The 22,275-nt window shown below is 69.4% G+C and carries 21 protein-coding genes and 4 tRNA genes; 5 read left to right on the top strand and 20 right to left on the bottom strand.

Translation table 11 applies throughout. The features are described 5' to 3' along the window. Nucleotides 1–94: 94 nt before the first annotated feature. The 8 genes from rpoB to STRTU_RS19880 all read right to left on the bottom strand — a co-directional run bounded on the left by rpoB (nucleotide 95) and on the right by STRTU_RS19880 (nucleotide 8,491). Nucleotides 95–3,577 carry a DNA-directed RNA polymerase subunit beta gene (gene rpoB, locus STRTU_RS19915; RefSeq protein WP_159744861.1) on the bottom strand — a complete coding sequence of 1,161 codons (3,483 nt, stop codon included), beginning with the start codon at nucleotides 3,575–3,577 and terminating at the stop codon, nucleotides 95–97. A 627-nt stretch (nucleotides 3,578–4,204) separates the two neighbouring features. Then, nucleotides 4,205–4,591, bottom strand: a complete 387-nt coding sequence (gene rplL, locus STRTU_RS19910) for a 50S ribosomal protein L7/L12 (protein ID WP_159744860.1) — start codon at nucleotides 4,589–4,591, stop codon at nucleotides 4,205–4,207. 84 nt (nucleotides 4,592–4,675) lie between these two features. Further along, nucleotides 4,676–5,227, bottom strand: coding sequence for a 50S ribosomal protein L10 (gene rplJ / locus STRTU_RS19905; RefSeq protein ID WP_159744859.1), 552 nt, complete (start codon nucleotides 5,225–5,227; stop codon nucleotides 4,676–4,678). 445 nt (nucleotides 5,228–5,672) lie between these two features. Next, nucleotides 5,673–6,389, bottom strand: coding sequence for a 50S ribosomal protein L1 (gene rplA / locus STRTU_RS19900; RefSeq protein ID WP_159744858.1), 717 nt, complete (start codon nucleotides 6,387–6,389; stop codon nucleotides 5,673–5,675). Between the two features lie 82 nt (nucleotides 6,390–6,471). Beyond that, nucleotides 6,472–6,906 (bottom strand): 50S ribosomal protein L11, encoded by a 435-nt coding sequence (gene rplK / locus STRTU_RS19895; RefSeq protein WP_009715899.1) that lies wholly within the window; start codon nucleotides 6,904–6,906, stop codon nucleotides 6,472–6,474. Nucleotides 6,907–7,073: 167 nt separating this feature from the next. Further along, nucleotides 7,074–7,940 (bottom strand): transcription termination/antitermination protein NusG, encoded by an 867-nt coding sequence (gene nusG, locus STRTU_RS19890; protein WP_159744857.1) that lies wholly within the window; start codon nucleotides 7,938–7,940, stop codon nucleotides 7,074–7,076. Nucleotides 7,941–8,013: 73 nt separating this feature from the next. Further along, nucleotides 8,014–8,310, bottom strand: coding sequence for a preprotein translocase subunit SecE (gene secE / locus STRTU_RS19885; protein ID WP_159744856.1), 297 nt, complete (start codon nucleotides 8,308–8,310; stop codon nucleotides 8,014–8,016). Between the two features lie 108 nt (nucleotides 8,311–8,418). After that, nucleotides 8,419–8,491, bottom strand: a tRNA-Trp gene (locus tag STRTU_RS19880). A gap of 183 nt (nucleotides 8,492–8,674) precedes the next feature. Between STRTU_RS19880 and STRTU_RS19875 the strand changes: the two genes are divergently transcribed. Together STRTU_RS19875 and STRTU_RS19870 are read left to right on the top strand one after the other, a co-directional pair. Beyond that, nucleotides 8,675–9,910: a pyridoxal phosphate-dependent aminotransferase gene (locus tag STRTU_RS19875; protein ID WP_159744855.1), complete on the top strand. Its 1,236-nt coding sequence runs from the start codon at nucleotides 8,675–8,677 to the stop codon at nucleotides 9,908–9,910. 140 nt (nucleotides 9,911–10,050) lie between these two features. Continuing rightward, the gene (locus tag STRTU_RS19870) at nucleotides 10,051–11,094 is read left to right on the top strand and encodes an adenosine deaminase (protein WP_159744854.1); all 1,044 of its coding nucleotides are present in this window, start codon (nucleotides 10,051–10,053) and stop codon (nucleotides 11,092–11,094) included. Nucleotides 11,095–11,112: 18 nt separating this feature from the next. On the opposite strand, the gene STRTU_RS19865 is transcribed toward STRTU_RS19870, so the two are convergent. The 6 genes from STRTU_RS19865 to STRTU_RS19840 form a co-directional block, all read right to left on the bottom strand. After that, complete coding sequence (locus STRTU_RS19865; RefSeq protein ID WP_159744853.1) at nucleotides 11,113–12,168, bottom strand: UDP-N-acetylmuramate dehydrogenase; 1,056 nt, start codon at nucleotides 12,166–12,168, stop codon at nucleotides 11,113–11,115. Between the two features lie 61 nt (nucleotides 12,169–12,229). Continuing rightward, on the bottom strand, nucleotides 12,230–12,664 hold the full coding sequence (locus STRTU_RS19860; protein ID WP_159744852.1) for a MaoC family dehydratase: 435 nt from the start codon (nucleotides 12,662–12,664) through the stop codon (nucleotides 12,230–12,232). Between the two features lies 1 nt (nucleotide 12,665). Beyond that, nucleotides 12,666–13,118, bottom strand: a complete 453-nt coding sequence (locus tag STRTU_RS19855) for a MaoC family dehydratase N-terminal domain-containing protein (RefSeq protein WP_159744851.1) — start codon at nucleotides 13,116–13,118, stop codon at nucleotides 12,666–12,668. A gap of 84 nt (nucleotides 13,119–13,202) precedes the next feature. After that, nucleotides 13,203–13,367, bottom strand: coding sequence for a 50S ribosomal protein L33 (gene rpmG, locus STRTU_RS19850; RefSeq protein ID WP_006604855.1), 165 nt, complete (start codon nucleotides 13,365–13,367; stop codon nucleotides 13,203–13,205). Between the two features lie 85 nt (nucleotides 13,368–13,452). After that, nucleotides 13,453–13,525: transfer RNA gene (locus tag STRTU_RS19845), tRNA-Met, on the bottom strand. Between the two features lie 46 nt (nucleotides 13,526–13,571). Further along, a tRNA-Thr gene (locus STRTU_RS19840) sits at nucleotides 13,572–13,644 on the bottom strand. A 182-nt stretch (nucleotides 13,645–13,826) separates the two neighbouring features. On the opposite strand from STRTU_RS19840, the gene STRTU_RS19835 reads away from it, so the two are divergent. Beyond that, a complete protein-coding gene (locus tag STRTU_RS19835; protein WP_159744850.1) occupies nucleotides 13,827–15,089 on the top strand; it encodes an amidohydrolase family protein in 1,263 nt (420 codons plus the stop codon). 76 nt (nucleotides 15,090–15,165) lie between these two features. Next, nucleotides 15,166–15,828 (top strand): NAD(P)H-binding protein, encoded by a 663-nt coding sequence (locus STRTU_RS19830; RefSeq protein ID WP_159744849.1) that lies wholly within the window; start codon nucleotides 15,166–15,168, stop codon nucleotides 15,826–15,828. A 145-nt stretch (nucleotides 15,829–15,973) separates the two neighbouring features. Here the strand turns inward: STRTU_RS19830 and STRTU_RS19825 are convergent, their stop codons facing one another. After that, the gene (locus tag STRTU_RS19825) at nucleotides 15,974–16,366 is read right to left on the bottom strand and encodes a hypothetical protein (protein ID WP_159744848.1); all 393 of its coding nucleotides are present in this window, start codon (nucleotides 16,364–16,366) and stop codon (nucleotides 15,974–15,976) included. A gap of 191 nt (nucleotides 16,367–16,557) precedes the next feature. After that, nucleotides 16,558–16,639, bottom strand: a tRNA-Tyr gene (locus STRTU_RS19820). 190 nt (nucleotides 16,640–16,829) lie between these two features. On the opposite strand from STRTU_RS19820, the gene STRTU_RS19815 reads away from it, so the two are divergent. Continuing rightward, nucleotides 16,830–17,318 carry a YajQ family cyclic di-GMP-binding protein gene (locus tag STRTU_RS19815; RefSeq protein WP_018090929.1) on the top strand — a complete coding sequence of 163 codons (489 nt, stop codon included), beginning with the start codon at nucleotides 16,830–16,832 and terminating at the stop codon, nucleotides 17,316–17,318. A 144-nt stretch (nucleotides 17,319–17,462) separates the two neighbouring features. Here STRTU_RS19815 and STRTU_RS19810 read toward each other — a convergent pair whose 3' ends face one another. From STRTU_RS19810 to STRTU_RS19795, 4 genes are all read right to left on the bottom strand, one after another. After that, nucleotides 17,463–17,855 (bottom strand): YccF domain-containing protein, encoded by a 393-nt coding sequence (locus tag STRTU_RS19810; RefSeq protein WP_159744847.1) that lies wholly within the window; start codon nucleotides 17,853–17,855, stop codon nucleotides 17,463–17,465. A 144-nt stretch (nucleotides 17,856–17,999) separates the two neighbouring features. Beyond that, nucleotides 18,000–18,863 (bottom strand): zinc metalloprotease HtpX, encoded by an 864-nt coding sequence (htpX, locus tag STRTU_RS19805; protein WP_159744846.1) that lies wholly within the window; start codon nucleotides 18,861–18,863, stop codon nucleotides 18,000–18,002. Nucleotides 18,864–19,092: 229 nt separating this feature from the next. Further along, entirely contained in the window at nucleotides 19,093–20,655 is a 1,563-nt protein-coding gene (locus STRTU_RS19800) for an NADH-quinone oxidoreductase subunit N (RefSeq protein ID WP_159744845.1), read from the bottom strand. Next, nucleotides 20,655–22,274 carry a complex I subunit 4 family protein gene (locus STRTU_RS19795; RefSeq protein ID WP_159747088.1) on the bottom strand — a complete coding sequence of 540 codons (1,620 nt, stop codon included), beginning with the start codon at nucleotides 22,272–22,274 and terminating at the stop codon, nucleotides 20,655–20,657. The genes STRTU_RS19800 and STRTU_RS19795 overlap by 1 nt, the downstream gene beginning before the upstream one ends. Between the last annotated feature and the right edge of the window lies 1 nt (nucleotide 22,275).

The raw sequence follows: 22,275 nt of genomic DNA, 5'->3' as shown, positions 1-22,275 counted from the left end.
GTCAATCCCTCTCAGGGTTGTAAGTCTTGGGGTCTGAAACGGGGGTCCTGGGGCCGGCCGGGGAACCATCACTGGCTCCCCGGCCGAACTCCCGTCAGACCTCTTCGACGCTGCTCGGCTCGCGCCGGGACAGGTCGATGCCGAGCTCCTCCGCAGCGCGGAAGACGTCCTCGTCGGTGTCGCGCATCTCGATGGACATGCCGTCCGAGGACAGCACCTCCACGTTGAGGCACAGGGACTGCATTTCCTTGATGAGCACCTTGAAGGACTCGGGAATGCCGGGCTCGGGGATGTTCTCGCCCTTGACGATGGCCTCGTAGACCTTCACGCGGCCGGTCACGTCGTCGGACTTGATCGTCAGCAGCTCCTGGAGGGCGTATGCGGCGCCGTAAGCCTCCAGCGCCCACACCTCCATCTCACCGAACCGCTGGCCACCGAACTGAGCCTTACCACCCAGCGGCTGCTGGGTGATCATCGAGTACGGACCGGTCGAGCGCGCGTGCAGCTTGTCGTCGACCAGGTGGTGCAGCTTGAGGATGTACATGTACCCGACCGAGATCGGGTCCGGGAACGGCTCACCGGAGCGGCCGTCGAACAGCTGGGCCTTACCGGAGCTCTTGACCATCCGCTCGCCGTCGCGGTTGGGGAGCGTCGAGTCGAAGAGACCCGCCAGCTCGTCCTCGCGCGCACCGTCGAAGACCGGGGTCGCGACGTTCGTACGGGGAGCGACATCGTCGGCGCCGATCGCCTGCAGCCGCTGCTGCCAGTCCTCGGCTCCTTCGACCTTCCAGCCCTGGCTGGCGAGCCAGCCGAGGTGGATCTCCAGGACCTGTCCCGGGTTCATTCGGGACGGGACACCCAGCGGGTTGAGGATGATGTCGACCGGGGTGCCGTCCTCCAGGAACGGCATGTCCTCGACCGGCAGGATCTTCGAGATGACGCCCTTGTTGCCGTGACGGCCGGCGAGCTTGTCACCGTCGGTGATCTTGCGCTTCTGGGCGACGTAGACGCGGACCAGCTGGTTCACGCCCGGGGGCAGCTCGTCGCCCTCTTCGCGGTCGAAGACGCGGACGCCGATGACCTTGCCGATCTCACCGTGCGGCACCTTCAGCGAGGTGTCGCGCACCTCGCGCGCCTTCTCACCGAAGATCGCGCGGAGCAGGCGCTCCTCGGGGGTCAGCTCGGTCTCACCCTTGGGCGTGACCTTGCCGACGAGGATGTCGCCGGCGACGACCTCGGCACCGATACGGATGATGCCGCGCTCGTCGAGGTCGGAGAGGACCTCTTCGGAGACGTTCGGGATGTCCCGGGTGATCTCCTCGGGGCCCAGCTTGGTGTCACGGGCGTCGACCTCGTGCTCCTCGATGTGGATCGAGGAGAGGACGTCGTCCTGCACGAGGCGCTGCGACAGGATGATCGCGTCCTCGTAGTTGTGACCCTCCCACGGCATGAACGCCACGAGCAGGTTCTTGCCGAGCGCCATCTCGCCTTCGTCCGTGGACGGACCGTCGGCGAGGACCTGGCCCTCGATGACCCGCGCGCCCTCGTCCACGACGACCTTCTGGTTGAAGGAGGTGCCCTGGTTGGAGCGGGTGAACTTGGCGACGCGGTACGTGGTGTACGTGCCGTCGTCGTTGGCGACGGTGATGTAGTCCGCGGAGACCTCCTGGACCACACCGTCCTTCTCGGCCTTGATGACGTCACCGGCGTCGACCGCGCAGCGGTACTCCATGCCGGTGCCGACCAGCGGCGACTCCGCCTTGATCAGCGGAACGGCCTGGCGCATCATGTTCGATCCCATGAGCGCGCGGTTGGCGTCGTCGTGCTCCAGGAACGGAATCATGGCGGTCGCGGCCGACACCATCTGGCGCGGCGAGACGTCCATGAAGTCGACCTCGTCGGCGGGGACCAGGTCGACCTCGCCGCCACGACGGCGGACCAGCACACGCTGCTCGGCGAAGCGCATGTCGTCGCTGAGCTTGGCGTTGGCCTGGGCGATCAGGAAGCGGTCCTCCTCATCAGCGGTGAGGTAGTCCACCTCCTCCGTGACCTGGCCGTCGACGACCTTGCGGTAGGGCGTCTCGATGAAGCCGAAGACGTTGACCCGGCCGTAGGAGGCCAGCGAGCCGATCAGACCGATGTTGGGACCTTCAGGGGTCTCAATCGGGCACATACGGCCGTAGTGCGAGGGGTGCACGTCACGGACGTCCAGGCCGGCCCGCTCACGGGAGAGACCACCCGGGCCCAGCGCCGACAGACGGCGCTTGTGGGTCAGACCCGACAGCGGGTTGGTCTGGTCCATGAACTGGGACAGCTGGCTGGTGCCGAAGAACTCCTTGATGGAGGCGACGACCGGCCGGATGTTGATCAGGGTCTGCGGCGTGATCGCCTCGACGTCCTGGGTGGTCATGCGCTCACGCACGACGCGCTCCATACGAGCCAGACCCGTGCGGACCTGGTTCTGGATGAGCTCGCCGACGTTGCGCAGACGACGGTTGCCGAAGTGGTCGATGTCGTCGGTCTCGACGACGATCTCCGTGCCGTTCTCGCCGATCGTCTCGGTCTCACCGGCGTGCAGCTTGACCAGGTACTTGATCGTCGCGATGACGTCATCGGTGGTCAGCACACCCGCGTCGAGCGGCTCGTCGCCGCCGAGCTTCTTGTTGACCTTGTAGCGGCCGACCTTCGCGAGGTCGTAGCGCTTGGGGTTGAAGTACAGGTTCTCCAGCAGCGTCTGCGCGGCCTCACGCGTGGGGGGCTCGCCCGGACGCAGCTTGCGGTAGATGTCGAGCAGCGCGTCGTCCTGGCCCTGGGTGTGGTCCTTCTCCAGGGTGGCGCGCATGGACTCGTACTCGCCGAACTCCTCAAGGATCTGCTCGGTGGTCCAGCCGAGCGCCTTGAGCAGTACGGTCACGGACTGCTTGCGCTTACGGTCGATGCGCACACCGACCATGTCGCGCTTGTCGATCTCCATCTCCAGCCAGGCACCCCGGGACGGGATGATCTTGGCGGAGAAGATGTCCTTGTCGGACGTCTTGTCGATGGAGCTGTCGAAGTACACGCCCGGCGAGCGCACCAGCTGCGAGACGACGACACGCTCGGTGCCGTTGATGCAGAAGGTGCCCTTGTTCGTCATGAGCGGGAAGTCGCCCATGAAGACCGTCTGGGACTTGATCTCGCCGGTCTCGTTGTTGGTGAACTCGGCGGTGACGAAGAGCGGAGCGGCGTACGTGAAGTCGCGCTCCTTGCACTCGTCGATGGAGTTCTTCGGGGGCTCGAAGCGGTGGTCGCGGAACGTCAGCGACATCGACCCGGAGAAGTCCTCGATCGGGGAGATCTCTTCGAAGATCTCCTCAAGACCGGACTTGGTGGGGACTTCCTGCCCACTCTCCAGCGCAGCCTCGACGCGACCCTTCCATGCGGCATTGCCGAGCAGCCAGTCGAAGCTTTCGGTCTGCAGCGCAAGGAGGTTCGGAACCCCGAGGGGCTCCTTGATCTTCGCAAAAGAGATGCGCAGCGGGGCGGTGCTGTCGCCGTTGTTCGTATTGGCAGTCGAGGCGTTGCGCGAGGCGGCCAAGAGGGGGTCCTTCCGAGGGCTCGGACTCACTACGCGCGTACCGGTCCCGAATCGAGCAGACTGAGGGAAAGCCCAGTTCAGGGCGGTTCATTCAGCTTTGCTCGGGCTCGGGTATGCCCCTGGTGACGGGCAGGGAGCAGCTAACAGGCAGCGCAAAGGGTCAGTGTAGCCACTTGGCACACTGATGTCCAGAGCGAGTTTCCGGAGACCGGTTCAGCACCGTGATACCGATCTTCTCCCTCCGGGAGGTCGTGTCCTCCGCACCGGAGGAACTCCTCGTTGTTCTTCTCTACGCCCATTGCCCTGCGCCTGCCGAAAGCCCTGCGCCAGTGGCGCACACCGATGCTTCCCTCTTCGTCCGCGATCCATGCCTCGAACCCTGGATCGCTTCTGCGTCGCGTCCCGAGAATTGCGCGCCGCGTCCGGTTCGTCAAGGCCCCCCACCTCTGGGAGATCGTCACATGGGGGCACGTCCGGGCAACGATGATCACCATACTCGCACGCAGGCGCGAGACAACGCAGCCGTGGCGAGCACGCCGAAGGGCGACCACCCGCATGGGTGATCGCCCTTGGCTGGTGTCCGGGGCGCCTCAGGCGCCCTGGACGTGAGTCAGAGACTCAGTGGGGTCACTTGACCTCGACGGAGGCGCCGGCGCCCTTGAGGGCCTCGGCGGCCTTGTCCGCGGCGTCCTTGGCGACCTTCTCCAGGACGGGCTTCGGGGTGCCGTCGACGAGGTCCTTGGCCTCCTTCAGACCCAGGGAGGTCAGCTCACGCACGACCTTAATGACCTGGATCTTCTTGTCGCCCGCACCGGTGAGGATGACGTCGAACTCGTCCTGCTCCTCGGCCTCGGCGGCGGCCGGGGCACCCGGGACACCGGCGGCGGCAACGGCGACCGGGGCGGCAGCCTCGACGTCGAACTTCTCCTCGAAGAGCTTCACGAACTCGGAGAGCTCGATGAGGGTCATCTCCTCGAACTGCGCGAGCAGGTCTTCCTGGCTGAGCTTCGCCATGGTGGCGGTCCTTCCACTAATTCGGCTGGTGCCGGATGTACATGTCTGGCGGGCGTACTACGGGCCCGCTGGGCGTCCGAGTGATTACTCGGCAGCCTCGGCGGGAGCCGGCGTACCGGCACCGCCCTGCTCGACCTTGCTGCGAAGCGCGTCCGCGGTGCGGGCGAACTTCGTGAGCGGGGCCTGGAAGGTCGCCGCGGCCTTGGCCATGGACGCCTTCATGCCACCCGCCAGCTTGGCGAGCAGAACCTCGCGGGACTCAAGGTCCGCAAGCTTCTTGATCTCGTCGGCGGACAGCGCCTTGCCGTCAAGGACACCGCCCTTGATGACGAGAGAGGGGTTTTCCTTGGCGAAGTCACGCAGACCCTTCGCCGCCGTGACCGGGTCACCGGTCACGAAGGCAACAGCGGTCGAGCCCTTGAGGTGCTCGTCCAGCTGAATCCCGGCCTCCTTGGCCGCGATCTTGGTCAGCGTGTTCTTCACCACACGGTACTGAGCGTTCTCGCCGAGAGAACGACGCAGCTCCTTGAGCTGCGCCACAGTCAGTCCGGTGTAAGAAGTCACAACAGCTGCGTTGGAGTCACGGAGCTTCTCAGTGATCTCCTCAACGGCTGCGATCTTGTCAGACGTCGCCATGAGCCTCGGCCTCCTTCCGGGTGATGAGGACCGCGCAGAAGGGGCTGGGCAAAACAAACGCCCCGGCGCAGGCGCACGGGGCGTACTCGACCAGAGCGGAATCCATCGGAATTCCGTCCGGGAGTTCATCCATACACACCTGCGCAGGCCGTCCGCAGCTAGCGGATCCTTCGGCCACTGCACGCCCGGGACCGGACGCACAGAGACAACCAGCGGTCTTTGGCTTCCGCACACGGTACGGGAGAGCCCCGCGCCAGGCAAATCGGCCGAGAGGGGGCACCGGGCGCGCTCCCGGCCGCTGAGGGCCGTTCCGTGCGCCGGGCCCGCCCGAGGGGCCATACGGGCGCACAGGGGCGGCACGGCATGCGTCAGGCCCCGCCCTCCGTTGCGGGAGAGCGGGGCCTGACGACAGTGGTCACACGCTATGAGGCGCCGATCGCGAAGATCAGACGGCCTCTTCCTCGACGAGGAGGTTGCGGGTGCGGTTGGCGTCCAGCGGGATGCCAGGGCCCATCGTGGTGGTGATGGTGGCCTTCTTGATGTAGCGGCCCTTGGCGGCGGACGGCTTGAGGCGGGAGATCTCCTCCAGCGCCGCGGCGTAGTTCTCCACCAGCTTGGTCTCGTCGAAGGAGACCTTGCCGATGATGAAGTGGAGGTTCGCGTGCTTGTCCACGCGGAACTCGATCTTGCCGCCCTTGATGTCGGTGACAGCCTTGGCGACATCCGGGGTGACGGTGCCGGTCTTCGGGTTCGGCATCAGACCACGCGGACCGAGCACGCGGCCGAGGCGGCCGACCTTGCCCATGAGGTCCGGGGTGGCGACGACGGCGTCGAAGTCCAGACGGCCCTTGGAGACCTCGTCGATCAGTTCGTCCGAGCCGACGATGTCGGCGCCGGCGGCTTCCGCGGCCGCAGCACGGTCACCGGTCGCGAAGACCAGGACCCGGGCGGTCTTACCGGTGCCGTGCGGGAGGTTCACGGTGCCACGGACCATCTGGTCGGCCTTGCGCGGGTCGACACCCAGACGCATGGCGACCTCGACGGTCGCGTCGAACTTGACGGACGCGGTCTCCTTGGCGAGACGGACGGCTTCGAGGGGGGCGTACAGACGCTCCCGGTCGATCTTCGCGTCCGCGGTGCGAAGAGTCTTGCTGCGCTTCACTTCTGCTCCTGATGCAGTGGGGTGGAGTCGTGGTGCGGACCAGCGCCTGGCCCTGCCACGTGTGGTGCCTGAAGGGCTGGGATCAGCCCTCGACCGTGATGCCCATGGAACGGGCGGTGCCGGCGATGATCTTCTCGGCGGCGTCCAGGTCGTTGGCGTTCAGGTCGGGCATCTTGGTGGTGGCGATGTCACGGACCTGGTCACGCGTGATCTTCGCGACCTTGGTCTTGTGCGGCTCGCCGGAGCCCTTCTCCACGCCCGCGGCCTTCAGGATGAGCTTCGCGGCCGGCGGGGTCTTGGTGATGAAGGTGAAGGAGCGGTCTTCGTAGACCGTGATCTCCACCGGCACGACCATGCCACGCTGCGACTCGGTCGCGGCGTTGTAGGCCTTGCAGAACTCCATGATGTTGACGCCGTGCTGACCCAGCGCGGGGCCGACCGGCGGAGCCGGGTTTGCGGCACCGGCCTGGATCTGGAGCTTGATAAGCCCCGTGACCTTCTTCTTCTTGGGAGGCATGCTCTCTCCGGGTCCTAGTGAGAGGTGTTTCGCCAATCCACCCGGTCATCCGGATGGAGGCATACCGCACAACGATAACGGGTACCGTCCTGCGGCCAAAAACCGAGCAGGTCAGACCGGCTGTGAGCCCGTCTGACCTGGTCGGTTTGGCTGGTGTCCGGAAGAACCTAGTTCTTCTGGATCTGGTCGAAGCTCAGCTCGACCGGGGTCTCGCGGCCGAAGATCTCGACGAGGCCCTTGACCTTCTTCGAGTCGGCGTTGATCTCGTTGATCGTGGCCTGCAGCGTCGCGAACGGGCCGTCGGTGACGGTGACGGAGTCGCCCACCTCGAAGTCCAGCACCTGGACCTCGACCTTGCGGGACGGCGCCGGCTTGCCCTCGGCCGCGGCGGCCTCCTTGGCGGCCTTCTCCTCGGCCTCCGGGGCGAGCATCTTGACGATCTCGTCCAGCGTCAGCGGGTAGGGGTCGTAGGCGTTGCCGACGAAGCCGGTGACGCCCGGGGTGTTGCGGACGACGCCCCAGGACTCGTTCGTGAGGTCCATGCGCACGAGAACGTAGCCCGGGAGCTTGTTCTGGCGGATGGTCTTGCGCTCGCCGTTCTTGATCTGGGCGACCTCTTCCTGCGGCACCTCGGCCTGGAAGATGTAGTCCTCGACGTTCAGCGAGACGGCACGCTGCTCAAGGTTGGTCTTCACGCGGTTCTCGTAGCCCGCGTAGGTGTGGATGACGTACCACTCACCGGGCAGGCCACGGAGCTCGTCGCGGAGGGCGGCCACCGGGTCGACCGGCTCCTCTTCTTCTTCCTCGGCGGCTTCACCGACGGCCTCGGCCTCGTCCTCGACGTGCACCGCAGCGGCCTCGGCGGGCTCACCGGCGGCGGCGTCCTCAGCGTCCAGCTCGTCGGTCTCGTCGGCGGCCTGGACGATTTCGAGTTCGGTGTCGTCGCCCTGGACCTCGGCCGAGGCAGCCGCGTCCACGTCGGCCGCTGCCGTCTCGGCGGAGTCGGCGGCGTCGTTCAGGTTCGGGTCAGACACGGTGGCTGCTTCTTCCTGGCTTCAAGGGGTTGAACATGCGAAAGGGGCGCCCGCTGAGGCGCCCTCCGCGGGATCAGCCGAAGACGTACCCGACGACTCGGTTGATTCCCAAGTCAATCACGGTTACGAGACCGATGATGATGACAACGAAGACGATCACCACGGTGGTGTACGTCGACAGCTGGCTGCGCGTGGGCCAGACGACCTTGCGGAGTTCCGCCACGACCTGGCGGTAGAAGAGTGCGAGCCGCGCGAAGGGGCCCTTCTTGCCGCGCTTGCCGCCACGGCGGGGCTTCTTCTGGGATTCCGCGGTGTCGTCCTCGGAACGACCGCGCTCAGGCATGTCGATGGAGCCCAGGGCGTCCGTCACTCGTCCTCACCTGAATCCGGGTCGTGGCCGTGCCGCGCCCGGTTGAGCCGCACGGCGGTGCATTTCATACGTACGCGTGCACGCACTGTGGTGACGAAGTGCGTGTAGCAGGGCCGGAGGGACTTGAACCCCCAACCGCTGGTTTTGGAGACCAGTGCTCTACCAATTGAGCTACGACCCTTTGTGGTTCCCCCAACCTACCGCATGCGGCCGACTGCACTACGTGCGTGCACCGCGGCGACCTGTCGGGAGCCAACGGTCAGCGAGTGTACGTGCTTCAGAGCCGGGCGTCGAACAGAAACGTCCCGGGTGGTGCCCGCAAAGCGATGTGCCGGGCTCCTCAGAGGTCTGGGACGATGCAGATATGAGCGCTGCCACTCCTCCCGCTTCGTCCCCAGTCGACCGCCGGGTCTCGGCCCGTGTCGGTGCGATTTCCGAGTCCGCGACCCTCGCCGTCGACGCCAAGGCGAAGGCCCTGAAGGCCGCCGGACGCCCGGTGATCGGCTTCGGCGCCGGTGAGCCGGACTTCCCGACGCCCGACTACATCGTCGAGGCGGCGATCGAGGCCTGCCGCAACCCGAAGTACCACCGCTACACCCCGGCCGGCGGACTTCCCGAGCTGAAGTCCGCGATCGTCGCGAAGACGCTGCGCGACTCCGGCTACGAGATCGAGGCCGCGAACGTCCTGGTGACGAACGGCGGCAAGCAGGCGATCTACGAGGCGTTCGCAGCGATCCTCGACCCGGGCGACGAGGTCATCGTCCCGGCGCCGTACTGGACCACCTACCCCGAGTCGATCCGTCTGGCCGGCGGTGTGCCGGTCGATGTCGTCGCGGACGAGACCACCGGCTACCGGGTGACCGTGGAGCAGCTGGAGGCGGCCCGTACGGACCGCACCAAGGTGCTGCTGTTCGTCTCGCCGTCGAACCCGACCGGTGCGGTCTACAGCCGTGAGCAGGTCGAGGCCGTCGGCCGCTGGGCCGCCGGGCACGGGCTGTGGGTGCTGACCGACGAGATCTACGAGCACCTGGTCTACGGCGGCGCCACCAGCTCGTCGCTGCCGGTGGTCGTGCCCGAGCTGCGGGACAAGTGCATCATCGTCAACGGTGTGGCGAAGACGTATGCGATGACCGGCTGGCGGGTGGGCTGGGCGATCGGCCCCAAGGACGTCATCAAGGCCGCCACGAACCTCCAGTCGCACGCCACGTCCAATGTCTCCAACGTGGCCCAGGCCGCGGCGATCGCGGCGGTCTCCGGCGATCTGACGGCCGTCGAGGAGATGAAGGTCGCCTTCGACCGGCGCCGCAAGACCATCGTGCGGATGCTCAACGAGATCGACGGGGTGCTGTGCCCGGAGCCGGAGGGCGCGTTCTACGCGTACCCGTCGGTCAAGGAGCTGCTGGGCAAGGAGATCCGGGGCAAGCGCCCGCAGACCAGCGTCGAGCTGGCCGAACTGATCCTGGAGGAGGCGGAGGTCGCCGTCGTCCCGGGCGAGGCCTTCGGCACCCCCGGCTACCTGCGGCTTTCGTACGCGCTGGGCGACGAGGACCTGGTCGAGGGCGTGTCGCGGCTGCAGAAGCTGCTGGCCGAGGCCAAGTGATCAATCCCACCTCCGGAAATCCGTAGGTGGTGGCGCAGCGGGCGTCCGGAGTCTTCCGGGCGCCCGCTCGTGCGTTCCCGCGGACACCCCTTCGGGCAAAGGCTCTACCGGCGCCCGCTCTCATACGGCAAGATCTTGGGATGGAGAGCGTTCGTGCCAGCGGCGAAGCCGCTATTCGAGACCTGCGCCGACTGCCGAAGGCCCATCTGCACCTGCACTTCACCGGCTCGATGCGGTCCACGACCCTGCTGGACCTCGCCGACAAGTACGGCGTCCATCTGCCGGAGGCGCTGCGGAGCGGTGAGCCGCCCCAGCTGAGAGCCACGGACGAGCGCGGCTGGTTCCGTTTCCAGCGGCTGTACGACATCGCGCGGTCGTGCCTGCGGTCGCCGGAGGACATCCAGCGGCTGGTGCGCGAGGCCGCCGAGGAGGATGTCCGCGACGGGTCGCGCTGGCTGGAGATCCAGGTCGACCCCACCTCGTACGCCCCGCGGCTGGGCGGGCTGATCCCGGCCCTGGAGATCATCCTGGACGCGGTGCACAGCGCCTCCCGGGACACCGGGCTCGGCATCCGCGTCCTGGTGGCCGCGAACCGTATGAAGCACCCCCTGGAGGCCCGTACGCTGGCGCGTCTCGCGGTGCGCTACGCCGACCACGGCGTGATCGGCTTCGGGCTGTCCAACGACGAACGCCGGGGATTCGCCCGGGACTTCGACCGCGCCTTCGCGATCGCCCGGGACGGCGGCCTGCTGGCGGCGCCGCACGGCGGTGAGCTGTCGGGGCCGGCGAGCGTCCGGGACTGTCTGGACGATCTGCACGCCGGCCGGGTGGGGCACGGCGTGCGGGCCGCGGAGGACCCCGTGCTGCTGCGCCGGCTGGCCTCGCGCGGGGTGACCTGCGAGGTGTGCCCGGCGTCGAATGTGGCGCTGGGGGTCTACGAGAAGCCCGAGGACGTGCCGCTGCGGACGCTCTTCGACGCGGGCGTGCCGATGGCGCTGGGCGCGGACGATCCGCTGCTGTTCGGCGCGCGGCTGGCCGATCAGTATGAGATCGCCCGCACCGCGCACGGCTTCACCGACGCCGAACTGGCCGAGCTGGCCCGCCAGTCGGTCCGCGGCTCGCGCGCCCCGGAGGGCGAGCGGGAGCGGCTGCTGGCGGAGATCGACGCCTGGCTGGCCGACTGACGGACCGGCCCGCGCCGCCTAGAGGCTGACGCCGACCGTGACCGGTTCGTTGACGAGGGTGATGCCGAAGGCCGCGTGCACCCCGTCGCGGACCTCGCGGGCCAGGGCCAGCAGGTCCTCGGTGGTGGCCGCGCCGCGGTTGGTGAGCGCGAGGGTGTGCTTGGTGGAGATGCGGGCGGGGCCGCTGCCGTAGCCCTTGGTGAAGCCCGCCCGGTCGATGAGCCAGGCCGCGGAGGTCTTCACCAGGCCGTCGCCGGCCGGGAAGGCGGGCGGGGCGACGTCGGGGCCGAGGCGCTCCTGGACGCGGCGGACGAAGGCGGTGTGCTCGGCCTCGGTGAGGACCGGGTTGGTGAAGAACGAGCCCGCCGACCAGGTGTCGTGGTCCTCGGGGTCCAGCACCATGCCCTTGCCGGCGCGCAGGGCCAGCACGGTCTCCCGGGCGATGGCGGCCGGGACCCGGTCTCCGGCCTCCACCCCGAGGGCGCGGGCCGTCTCGGGGTACTTCAGGGGCGCGGAGAGCCCCCCGGCGTCCTCCAGGGCGAACCGCACCCGCAGCACCACGAACCGCTCGGGGTGCTCCTTGAAGCGGCTGTGGCGGTAGGAGAAGCCGCAGTCCTCGCTGGGGATCGTGACGGTCTCGCCGAGGCGGCGGTCGTAGGCGACGACCTCGGTGATCGTGGCGGAGACCTCCTGGCCGTACGCGCCCACGTTCTGAATCGGGGTGGCGCCCGCGGAGCCGGGGATCCCGGCCAGGCACTCGATACCGGCCAGCCCCGCCTCGACCGTGCGGGCGACCGCCTCGGACCAGTTCTCGCCCGCGGCGAGCGTCAGGGTCGTGCCGTCGAGCGCGAAGCCACGGGTGGCGATGCGCAGGGCCGTGCCGTCGAAGCCCTTGTCGCCGATGACGAGATTGCTGCCGCCGCCGATGATCAGCAGCGGGGTTCCGGTGTCATCGGCCGCGCGGACGGCCGCGATCACCTCGTCGTCGGTGGTGGCCGTGACGAGGCGGGCGGCCGGGCCGCCGAGGCGGAAGGTGGTCAGCGGGGCGAGGGGGGCGTCGTGGAGTTCCTGCACGCGCCCAAGGGTACGGGGGCGGTCCGACAGCCCTCGGCCGGACGCCCCCTGCGGCCCCGGCTCAGGCGAGGCGGACCACGGCGCGGGACATGCCCAGCACCTTCTGGCCGGCGCTCATCGCGGTGAGGTCGACACGGACCGTACGGTCGTCGTCGTCCAGCTTGGCGGCGACCTTGGCGCTGACCTCGATCAGTGCGCCCGTCTCGTCGTTGGGGACGACGACGGGCTTGGTGAAGCGCACCCCGTATTCGGCGACCGCGCCCGGGTCGCCGGTCCAGTCGGTGACCACCCGGATCGCCTCGGCCATGGTGAACATGCCGTGGGCGATGACGTCCGGCAGCCCGACCTCCTTGGCGAACTTCTCGTTCCAGTGGATCGGGTTGAAGTCACCGGAGGCGCCCGCGTACCGGACGAGCGTGGCGCGGCTCACCGGGAAGGACTGCGCCGGGAGTTCCGTACCGACCTCGACGTCGTCATAGGAAATCTTCGCGGTCATCTCAGGCCTCCTTCGCGGCGCGGGCCACCAGCTTGGTGAAGGCGGTCACGACGTGTTCGCCCGCCTCGTCGTGCACCTCACCGCGGATGTCGATGATGTCGTTGCCGGCCATGGTCTTGATGGCCTCGATGGTGGAGGTGACGGAGAGCCGGTCGCCGCTGCGCACCGGCCGGGTGGAGGCGAATTTCTGGTCGCCGTGCACCACCCGGCTGTAGTCCAGGCCCAGTTGCGGGTCCTCGATGACCTGCCCCGCGGCCTTGAAAGTGATGGCGAACACAAAAGTCGGCGGTGCGATCACATCGGAGTACCCCAGCGCCTTGGCCGCTTCGGCGTCCGTATAAGCGGGGTTGGGGTCACCGATCGCCTCGGCGAATTCGCGGATCTTTTCCCGGCCGACCTCGTACGGGTCGGTGGGCGGGTACGTGCGTCCGACAAAAGACTGGTCGAGCGCCATGGGCTCGCAACCTCCCTGTACTGATGGTGATAACGCCGTGAGGCCGCCCCCACGAATGGGGACGGCCTCACGGACGAGCCTGTGTTATCGCGTCTCGCGGTGCGCGGTGTGCGAGTTGCAACGGGGGCAGTGCTTCTTCATCTCAAGACGGTCCGGGTCGTTACGCCGGTTCTTCTTGGTGATGTAGTTCCGCTCCTTGCACTCCACGCAGGCCAGCGTGATCTTCGGGCGGACGTCGGTGGCAGCCACGTGAGTGCTCCTTGGACGGACGGGTGGTCGGATTAACGCATAAAAGAGTAGCCGATCGGAGGACCGACCCCACGGCTACTGTCAGTAGCGGTGACCGGACTTGAACCGGTGACACAGCGATTATGAGCCGCTTGCTCTACCGACTGAGCTACACCGCTGTGATGCGAGGGGACCCCGCCCGAAGGCGGGAACCTCACACATCAGAGCCCCAATACGGAATCGAACCGTAGACCTTCTCCTTACCATGGAGACGCTCTGCCGACTGAGCTATTGGGGCGAGCGATGAAGACATTACACGGCCCGCCGCCAAACGTGAAATCCGTATCCGGGCCGTGCCCCAAGGGCCTCGCGCACCACACCGGTACGACTATTTCGCGCCTGCGGGAAGCTCTCCCGGCCGCGGCCTAGGCTCGGAAGAACGCTGCGTGATCTTGCACGCCGGTGGCTTCGAGGAGCGCGATGTCCGACAGCAGTTCGCCGCAGCCGCAGCCGGGAAAGCCCGGCGGGCCGGGCCGGTTCGCCAGGCCGGAGAGCGGTGCGCTGGTGCTGTGCGGCGCCCGGCTCGCCGACGGGCGGACGGTGGACGTACGGCTCGGCGGCGGACGCATCGAGGCCGTGGGGACGGCCGGCAGCCTCGCCCCGCAGGGCGCCCGCGTCGACCTCGCCGGCTACCTCCTGCTCCCCGCCCCCGCCGAACCCCATGCGCACTGCGACACCGCGCTGACCGCCGACTCCGACGGCCCCGCCTCCAGTTCGCCCGAGGACGTCCAGCGCCGGACGACGGAGGCCGCGCTGCTGCAGCTGGGGCACGGTGCCACCGCCTCCCGCAGCCACGTCAGGATCGGTGACGTACAAGGGCTGCGCTCGCTGGAGGCGGTGTTGCAGGCCCGGCGGTCGCTGCGCGGGCTGGCCGATCTGGCGGCGGTCGCGGTGCCGCGGGTGCTGACCGGGGTGGCCGGGGCGGACGGGGTGGCGATGCTGCGGGACGCGGTGAAGATGGGCGCCTCGGTGATCGGCGGCTGCCCGGACCTCGATCCCGATCCGGCCGGGTACGTGGAGACGGTGCTGGAGCTGGCCGGAGAGCACGGCTGTCCGGTGGATCTGCACACCGACGGGGACGATCCGGCGCGGCTGGCGCGGTTCGCCGCGATGTCGGGCGGGCTGCGGCCGGGTGTCGCCCTCGGGCCGTGCGCCGGGATGGCGCGGATGCCGCGGAGTGTGGCGGCGCGGGTCGCCGAGCAGTTGGCGGCCGCCGGGGTCGGCGTCGTGTGTCTGCCGCAGGGCGACTGTACGGGTCTGGAGCGGTACGGCTCGCGGGTGTCGCGGCCGGCGCCCGTACGGCTGCTGCGGGCGGCCGGTGTGCAGGTGGCGGCGGGCAGCGGGGCGCTGCGGGACGTGGCGAATCCGGTGGGGCGCGGGGACCCGTTGGAGGCGGCGTATCTGCTGGCCTCTCTGGGGGAGGCCACGCCGGAGGCGGCCTACGAGAGCGTGAGTTCGGCGGCGCGGGCGACCCTGGGGCTGCCGGAGGTGCGGGTCGAGGCGGGTTTCCCCGCGGAGCTGCTGGCCGTACGGGGCGAGCGGATCGCCGGGGTGCTCTCGCTCGCGTACAGCCGGATCGTGATTCACCGCGGGCGGGTGGTCGCCCGGACCAGTGCGGTGCGGGAGTACTGCGACTCGGCGGCGGAGGTGGCGCTGGAGCTGCCGCGGCAGTCGCAGCGCTGAGCCGCGGCGGGGAGAAGGCGCTGCGCCCCGGCCGGTCCCGCGCTTCCCGGCTGGGCTACGGCGTACGGTCGGGATCATGCGCATTGTCATCGCAGGTGGACATGGTCAGATCGCGCTGCGGCTGGAGCGGTTGCTCGCCAAGCGCGGGGACGAGGTCGCGGGCATCATCCGGCGGCCGGAACAGGCCGGTGATCTGCTGGCCGCGGGAGCCGAACCGGTGGTCTGCGACCTGGAGTCGGCGTCGGTGGAGGATGTCGCCCGGCACATGGAGGGCGCCGACGCGGCCGTCTTCGCGGCGGGCGCCGGGCCGGGCAGTGGCATCGAACGCAAGGACACGGTGGACCGCGGTGCGGCGGCGGTCTTCGCGGACGCGGCCGAGGCGGCCGGGGTACGGCGCTTCCTCGTCGTCTCGTCCATGGGCGCGGACCGTGAGCCCCCCGAGGGCACCGACCCGGTCTTCGCCGCGTATCTGCGGGCGAAGGGTGCCGCCGACACGGACGTACGGGCCCGCGCCGGGCTGGACTGGACGATCCTGCGGCCCGGCCGGCTGACCGACGACCCCGGAACGGGCCTGGTGGCGCTGGCCGAGGCGACCGGCCGCAGCGAGGTGTCCCGGGACGATGTGGCCGCCGTCCTGGTGGAGCTGCTCGACGAGCCGGGCACCATCGGCCGGACGCTGGAGCTGATCGGCGGGGAGGTGCCGGTGGGGGAAGCGGTGCGGGGAGTGGCTGGGGGCTGAGGGGCGTCCGCGGGGCGGGCGGCTACTGCGGCCGGGGGCTGCCGCGCAGCTGCTTCGGGGGGCGGCGGGCGGTCCGTGGAGAGCTGACGGACCGGGGCGGCTCCCCGCCCCTGTGCTGCGCGGGGAGCCGTACGGAGAGGGAGCGTCAGCGGTTGATCAGGTCGACGCAGGCCTTGGCGCTGGAGCCCTTGAAGCGGGCGCAGAGCTCGCCCGCCATGAAGGGGTTGCCCTGCGGGGTCCAGCTGCCCTTGATCTCGTCACCGTGCCGCTTGGCGGTCATCTTGTGGGTGCCGGCGGCCCAGTTCGTGATGTAGACCGTCGCCTTGCTGCGGTTCCCGGGCGGGTTGGTCCAGGTGGCGGTGATCGTGCCGGGGTAGGTGTGGCCGCTCTCGCCGGTGGTCTCGATGCAGATCTGCGGGCCGCTCCAGTTGTGCGTGCAGCCCGAGGCGGCGGCGTGTGCCGCCGGTGCGGCGGTGAGGGTGGCGAGGGCGACGGTGCCGGCCAGGGTCAGGATCCGGGTGCGTGCACGTGATCGCACAGTCTTCTCCCTAGGAAAGGTGGGGGGACACAGGCAGAGGCCGCGGCCTGGCGCTTTGGCGCGTGCGCGTCAGCCAGCCGGGCGATGATCACCCTAACGATCTTGGTCCGGCGGGCGAACGGCGGGTGAGAGCGCATGACAAAGGGCCCCTGGTCTGCGATTTCCGCAGACCAGGGGCCCTTTGATTCCTGTGGCGGCGCCAGGATTCGAACCTGGGAAGGCTGAGCCGGCAGATTTACAGTCTGCTCCCTTTGGCCGCTCGGGCACACCGCCAGGGATTGCTGCCGGGAGACCCGCTTGGGGGCGGTGCTCCGTGGCAACGACGTAAACCATACCCGATGGCTGGGGGTGGTTCGCCACTCGATTCGGGAGCGCTGGATCTTGGCCGGGTGGCTAGGCTTGGCAGGCGGTCCGGGGACGGGCCGCACCCCTGACGGATCTACGTACGAGGAGCCAACTCAACATGGCCGACTCCAGTTTCGACATCGTCTCGAAGGTAGAGCGGCAGGAGGTCGACAACGCCCTCAACCAGGCCGCCAAGGAGATCTCGCAGCGCTACGACTTCAAGGGCGTGGGCGCGTCGATCGAGTGGTCGGGCGAGAAGATCGAGATGCGGGCCAACGCCGAGGAGCGGGTGAAGGCCGTACTCGACATCTTCCAGTCCAAGCTGGTCAAGCGCGGGATCTCCCTCAAGGCGCTGGACGCCGGCGAGCCGCAGGCCTCGGGCAAGGAGTACAAGATCTTCGCCTCGATCGAGGAGGGGATCTCGCAGGACAACGCGAAGAAGGTCGCCAAGATCATCCGCGACGAGGGCCCGAAGGGCGTCAAGGCGCAGGTGCAGGGCGACGAGCTGCGGGTCAGCTCCAAGAGCCGGGACGACCTGCAGGCGGTGCAGCAGCTACTGAAGGGCAAGGACCTGGACTTCGCGCTGCAGTTCGTGAACTACCGGTAGGAGCCCGGTTTTCGGGTGCCACGGGATGGGGCGGCGCGCTTCGGCGTGCCGCCCCACCGGTGTCTCGGGCGGCGGAACGAGCCGGCCCGGTCCCCTCGGGGGCTCGTACGGGCAGGAGGGCGAGGGGCCGGGCGGGGCGGGCGGTCAGCGGGCGGCGAAGGGCTCGTCGGTGGGGACGATCTCGCGGCCGAGGGGGAGCAGGGACAGCGGGATCATCTTGAAGTTGGCGATGCCGAAGGGGATGCCGATGATCGTCACGCACAGGGCGAGGCCGGTGAGGATGTGGCCCAGGGCCAGCCACCAGCCCGCGAAGATGATCCAGATGACATTGCCGATGGCCGAACCGGCACCGGCGTCATGGCGCACCACCGTCGTCCGGCCGAACGGCCACAGGGCATAGCCGGCGATCCGGAAGGACGCGATGCCGAACGGGATGGTGATGATGAGGATGCAGCAGATGATGCCCGCGGCGACATAGCCGAGCGCCAGCCAGAAGCCGCTGAGGATCAGCCAGAGGACGTTGAGGATGAACTTCATGATCAGCAGCCTTCCACGGGCGCGGCGTACGACGTAACTGCCGGGTGGGACGCTCGGGACCGGGTGAAACGTTGCGTTCATGATGCGGCGGCCGGCGGGCCGGGGCCACCGCGGCGGCCGTCGGTCAGGGCGGCCGCGCGTCCGTCAGGGGCGGCGGCCCGCCATCTGTTCCAGACGGGCGATGCGTTCGCGCATCGGGGGGTGGGTGGAGAACAGCCGGGACATGCCCTCGCCCGCCCGGAACGGGTTGGCGATCATCATGTGGCCGGCGGTCTCCAGCCGCGGCTCGGGCGGGAGCGGCAGTTGCTGGGTGCCGGCCTCCAGCTTGCGCAGGGCCGAGGCCAGGGCCAGCGGATCGCCCGTGAGCTGGGCGCCCGAGGCGTCCGCCTGGTACTCGCGGGAGCGGCTGACGGCGAGCTGGATCACCCCGGCCGCGACCGGCCCGAGGATCATGATCAGCAGCATGCCCAGGAGGCCGGGGCCCTCGTCGTCGTCGGAGCGGCCTATGGGAATCAGCCAGGCGAAGTTGACGAGGAACATCACGACGGAGGCCAGGGCGCCCGCGACGGAGGAGATGAGGATGTCGCGGTTGTAGACATGGCTCAGCTCATGGCCGATGACGCCGCGCAGCTCGCGCTCGTCGAGCAGCTGGAGGATGCCGTCGGTGCAGCAGACCGCGGCGTTGCGGGGGTTGCGGCCGGTGGCGAAGGCGTTGGGCGCCTGGGTCGGGGAGATATACAGGCGCGGCATGGGCCGGCGGGCCGTCGTGGAGAGCTCGCGGACCATGCGGTAGAGCTGTGGCGCCTCGAACTCGCTGACCGGGCGGGCGCGCATGGCGCGCAGGGCGAGCTTGTCGCTGTTCCAGTACGCGTAGGCGTTGGTGCCCAGGGCGACGACGACGGCGATGATCAGGCCCGTACGGCCGAACAGGCTGCCGATGACGATGATGAGGGCGGACAGTCCCCCGAGGAGTACGGCGGTCCTGAGCCCGTTGTGCCGGCGGTGCACGGTACGCCCTCCAAGCGGTGCGGCAGGGGAACCCTGTGCTGCGTTGCTCCACTCACCAGTGGACCCTTACTCACTGGTCAACGCGAGATGAACGAGCCTGGTTCCCCGGTGCGCGCGCGGCGGGGCCGGGCGCGGCATCCGACCGCGCCCGGTGGGGGCTGCCGCCGTACGGGTGGGCCGGGGGCCGCTGTGGGCCCCTGGAGGGTGCGGGGCCGCCCCCGGCCCGGGGTTAGAGCAGCACGCCGGAGGCGAAGCGCAGGACGAGCTGCGGGGCGCCGGAGAGGGCGATGCCGAGGACGGTGGCGAGCCCGATGGCGGTGGCGAGGGGTGCCGGGATCCGGTGGTGGGGCGGCTGCTGCGCCGCCACCGGGGCGGCCTCGGGCGCCGTCTCGTCGGCCTCGGCTCCGGCTCCGGCTCCGGCTCCCCGGAAGAGGACCGTGGTCCACTGCAGGTAGTAGTAGAGCGCGATCACGACATTGACCGCCATGATCACCGCAAGCCAGGCCAGGCCCGCGTCGACGGCCACGGAGAAGACCGTGACCTTGGCGAACAGGCCGATGATGCCCGGCGGCAGCCCGGCCAGGCACAGCAGGAAGAAGCCCAGGGCGAGCGCTGCCAGCGGGCGGCGGGCGTACAAGCCCCGGTAGTCGGCGATGCGGTTGGCGGGGCGCGTACGGGCCACCAGGGCGGCGACGGCGAAGGCGCCGAGGTTCACGGCCGCGTACATCAGGGCGTAGGCGACGGTGGAGCCGATGGCGTGCGCCGGGTCCTTGGTGTAGCCGGCCGCCGCGATCGGCACCAGGAGGTAGCCGGCCTGGCCGACCGACGACCAGGCGAGCAGCCGTACGGCGCTGTGCGCGCGGCGGGGGTCCTGACGGAGGGCGGCGACATTGCCGACGGTCATGGTGAGGGCGGCGAGGACGGCCAGCGCCGGGCCCCAGACGTCCGCGTACGACGGGAAGCCCTGGACGGTGACGAGGATCAGGCCGGAGAAACCGACCGCCTTGCCGACCACGGAGAGGTACCCGGCAATGGGGAGCGGCGCGCCGACGTAGGTGTCCGGCACCCAGAAGTGGAACGGGGCGGCGGCCGTCTTGAAGGCGAAGCCGACCAGGGTGAGGGCGACGCCGGCGCTCGCCAGAGTGGCCAGCCGCGGGTCCGGGAGAGCCGTGAGGGCGTGCGCCACCCGGGAGAGGTGCAGGCTGCCGGTGGCGGCGTACAGGAAGCTCACGCCGAGCAGCATCACGGCGGTGGCGGCCACCGAGGAGAGGAAGAACTTCAGCGCCGCCTCGGAGGAGAGCCGGTCGCCGCGCCGCAGCCCCACGAGGGCGAAGGCGGGCAGCGAGGCCACTTCGAGGGCGATGACGAGGGTGGCGAGGTCCCGGGAGGCTGGCAGCAGGGCGGCGCCGGCAGCCGAGGAGAGCAGCAGGAACCAGTACTCCCCGGCGGGCAGGCCCTGGTCCTTGACGGTGTCGATGGACAGCAGCGCGGTCAGCAGCGCCCCGCCGAGCACCAGGAACTGGATGACCAGGGCGAACGGGTCGGCCACATAGCTGCACACCTCGGGGTGGGCGGGCAGGCAGAAGGTGCGGCGGTCGCCGCCCAGGAGGGGCAGCAGGAGGAGCGCGGAGACCGCCAGCCCCGCGGTGGAGATCCAGCCCAGCAGCGGCTTACGGGCCGCCGGGAGGAAGAGGTCGGCGACGAGCACCACCAGGGCGACGGCCGCGGTGAGGGTGGGCGGCGCGAGGGCGACCCAGTCGACGGACTGGACCAGGGGGGTGATCGAGCTCATCACTTACCGCCTCCGAGGAGCTGCTGGACGGCCGGGTCGGTGAGGCCGAGGAGGGCCGCGGGCCACAGTCCGGCAAGGACGGTGAGGACGGCGAGGGGGGTCCAGGCCGCGTATTCGTAGCGCGCGATGTCGGGGATCGCGGGGGCCGGTGCGGACTGTCCGGACGGATCCTCGGCGGCCGGGTCGGCGGTGCCGAGCGGGGCGGTCGGGGCGAGGTGCGGGGTGCCGCCCATGCAGACGCGGCGGACGACGAGCAGCAGGTAGGCGGCGGTCAGCAGGGTGCCGAGACCGGCCAGCACCATGAACGTCAGGAAGGCGGGGCGGCTGAGGCCGGGGGCCGGCTGGAAGGCGCCGAACATCGCCAGCATCTCCCCCCAGAACCCGGCCAGTCCGGGGATGCCCAGGGAGGCGACGGCGGCGAAGGCGAGCAGACCGCCGAAGCGCGGCGCCCGGCCGTAGAGGGCGGCGCCGGTGCTGCCCGCCAGGGTGTCCAGGTCGGTGCTGCCGTAGCGGTCCTTGAGCGCGCCGACGAGGAAGAAGAGCAGGCCGGTGATCAGGCCGTGCGCGATGTTGGCGAACAGCGCGCCGTTGACGCCGGTGGGGGTCATGCTGGCGATGCCGAGCAGGACGAAGCCCATGTGGCCGACGGAGCTGTAGGCGATCAGGCGTTTGAGGTCGCCCTTGGCGCCCTTGCGGACGAGGGCGAGGCAGGCGAGCGAGCCGTAGATGATGCCGACGGCGGCCAGCGCGGCGAGGTACGGCGCGAAGGTCTGCATGCCCTCGGGTGTGATGGGCAGGGCGATCCGTACGAAGCCGTAGGTGCCCATCTTCAGCAGCACACCGGCCAGCAGCACCGAGCCGACGGTGGGGGCGGCGGTGTGGGCGTCGGGCAGCCAGCTGTGCAGCGGCCACAGCGGCGACTTGACGGCCAGTCCGATGCCGACCGCGAGCACCGCGAGCACCTGAACTGTGTGGCTGAGCTGGGCTTTCGGTCCGTTGTCAGTGGCGAGTGCCACCATGTCGAAGGTGCCGGATTTCACGCCGATGAGGAGGAGGCCGAGCAGCATCACGACGGAGCCGAGCAGCGTGTAGAGGATGAACTTCCAGGCCGCCGCCTGCTTTCCGCGCCCGCCCCAGCGGGCGATGAGGAAGTACATCGGGATGAGAACCATCTCGAAGGCGAGGAAGAAGAGCATCAGGTCGAGGACGGCGAAGGTGGCGAGGGTGCCGGCCTCAAGAGTGAGCAGTAGGGCCACAAATGCCTTGGGAGACGGGCCCGTTGGCATGTGGAAGTAGGAGTAGAGCGCGCAGAGGAAGGTCAGCAGCGCGGTCAGGACGACAAGGGGGAGCGAGATGCCGTCGACACCGAGATGGATGCGGATGTCGAGCGCCGGGATCCAGCTGATGTCGGTGGTGGCCTGCATACGGGCCGGGTGGTCGTGGTCGAAGCCGGCGGCCAGCGCGATCGCGGCGGCGAGCACGGCGCCGGTGACGGTCACGCCGTGGCGCAGCACGGCCTGGTCGGGGTTCTTGCCCTTCAGGCCGAGCGGTGCCGGGAGCAGCGCGGCGAGCGCGCCGACGAGGGGGAGAACGACGACGGCCGCGAGGAGAAGCTGCATA

The organism is Streptomyces tubercidicus (assembly GCF_027497495.1).
GTDB lineage: Bacteria > Actinomycetota > Actinomycetes > Streptomycetales > Streptomycetaceae > Streptomyces > Streptomyces tubercidicus.
The sequence above is the reverse complement of the archived record's forward strand: the minus strand, read 5'-3'. Positions and strand labels throughout refer to the sequence as shown.

Coding starts and splice junctions, on each gene's coding strand:
- rplL (WP_159744860.1), bottom strand. CDS start 4,591: ATGGCGAAGCTCAGCCAGGAAGACCTGCTCGCGCAGTTCGAGGAGATG.
- rplJ (WP_159744859.1), bottom strand. CDS start 5,227: ATGGCGACGTCTGACAAGATCGCAGCCGTTGAGGAGATCACTGAGAAG.
- rplK (WP_009715899.1), bottom strand. CDS start 6,906: ATGCCTCCCAAGAAGAAGAAGGTCACGGGGCTTATCAAGCTCCAGATC.
- STRTU_RS19875 (WP_159744855.1), top strand. CDS start 8,675: ATGAGCGCTGCCACTCCTCCCGCTTCGTCCCCAGTCGACCGCCGGGTC.
- STRTU_RS19870 (WP_159744854.1), top strand. CDS start 10,051: ATGGAGAGCGTTCGTGCCAGCGGCGAAGCCGCTATTCGAGACCTGCGC.
- STRTU_RS19860 (WP_159744852.1), bottom strand. CDS start 12,664: ATGACCGCGAAGATTTCCTATGACGACGTCGAGGTCGGTACGGAACTC.
- STRTU_RS19855 (WP_159744851.1), bottom strand. CDS start 13,118: ATGGCGCTCGACCAGTCTTTTGTCGGACGCACGTACCCGCCCACCGAC.
- STRTU_RS19835 (WP_159744850.1), top strand. CDS start 13,827: ATGTCCGACAGCAGTTCGCCGCAGCCGCAGCCGGGAAAGCCCGGCGGG.
- STRTU_RS19830 (WP_159744849.1), top strand. CDS start 15,166: ATGCGCATTGTCATCGCAGGTGGACATGGTCAGATCGCGCTGCGGCTG.
- STRTU_RS19815 (WP_018090929.1), top strand. CDS start 16,830: ATGGCCGACTCCAGTTTCGACATCGTCTCGAAGGTAGAGCGGCAGGAG.
- STRTU_RS19810 (WP_159744847.1), bottom strand. CDS start 17,855: ATGAAGTTCATCCTCAACGTCCTCTGGCTGATCCTCAGCGGCTTCTGG.
- STRTU_RS19800 (WP_159744845.1), bottom strand. CDS start 20,655: ATGAGCTCGATCACCCCCCTGGTCCAGTCCGTCGACTGGGTCGCCCTC.
- STRTU_RS19795 (WP_159747088.1), bottom strand. CDS start 22,274: ATGCAGCTTCTCCTCGCGGCCGTCGTCGTTCTCCCCCTCGTCGGCGCG.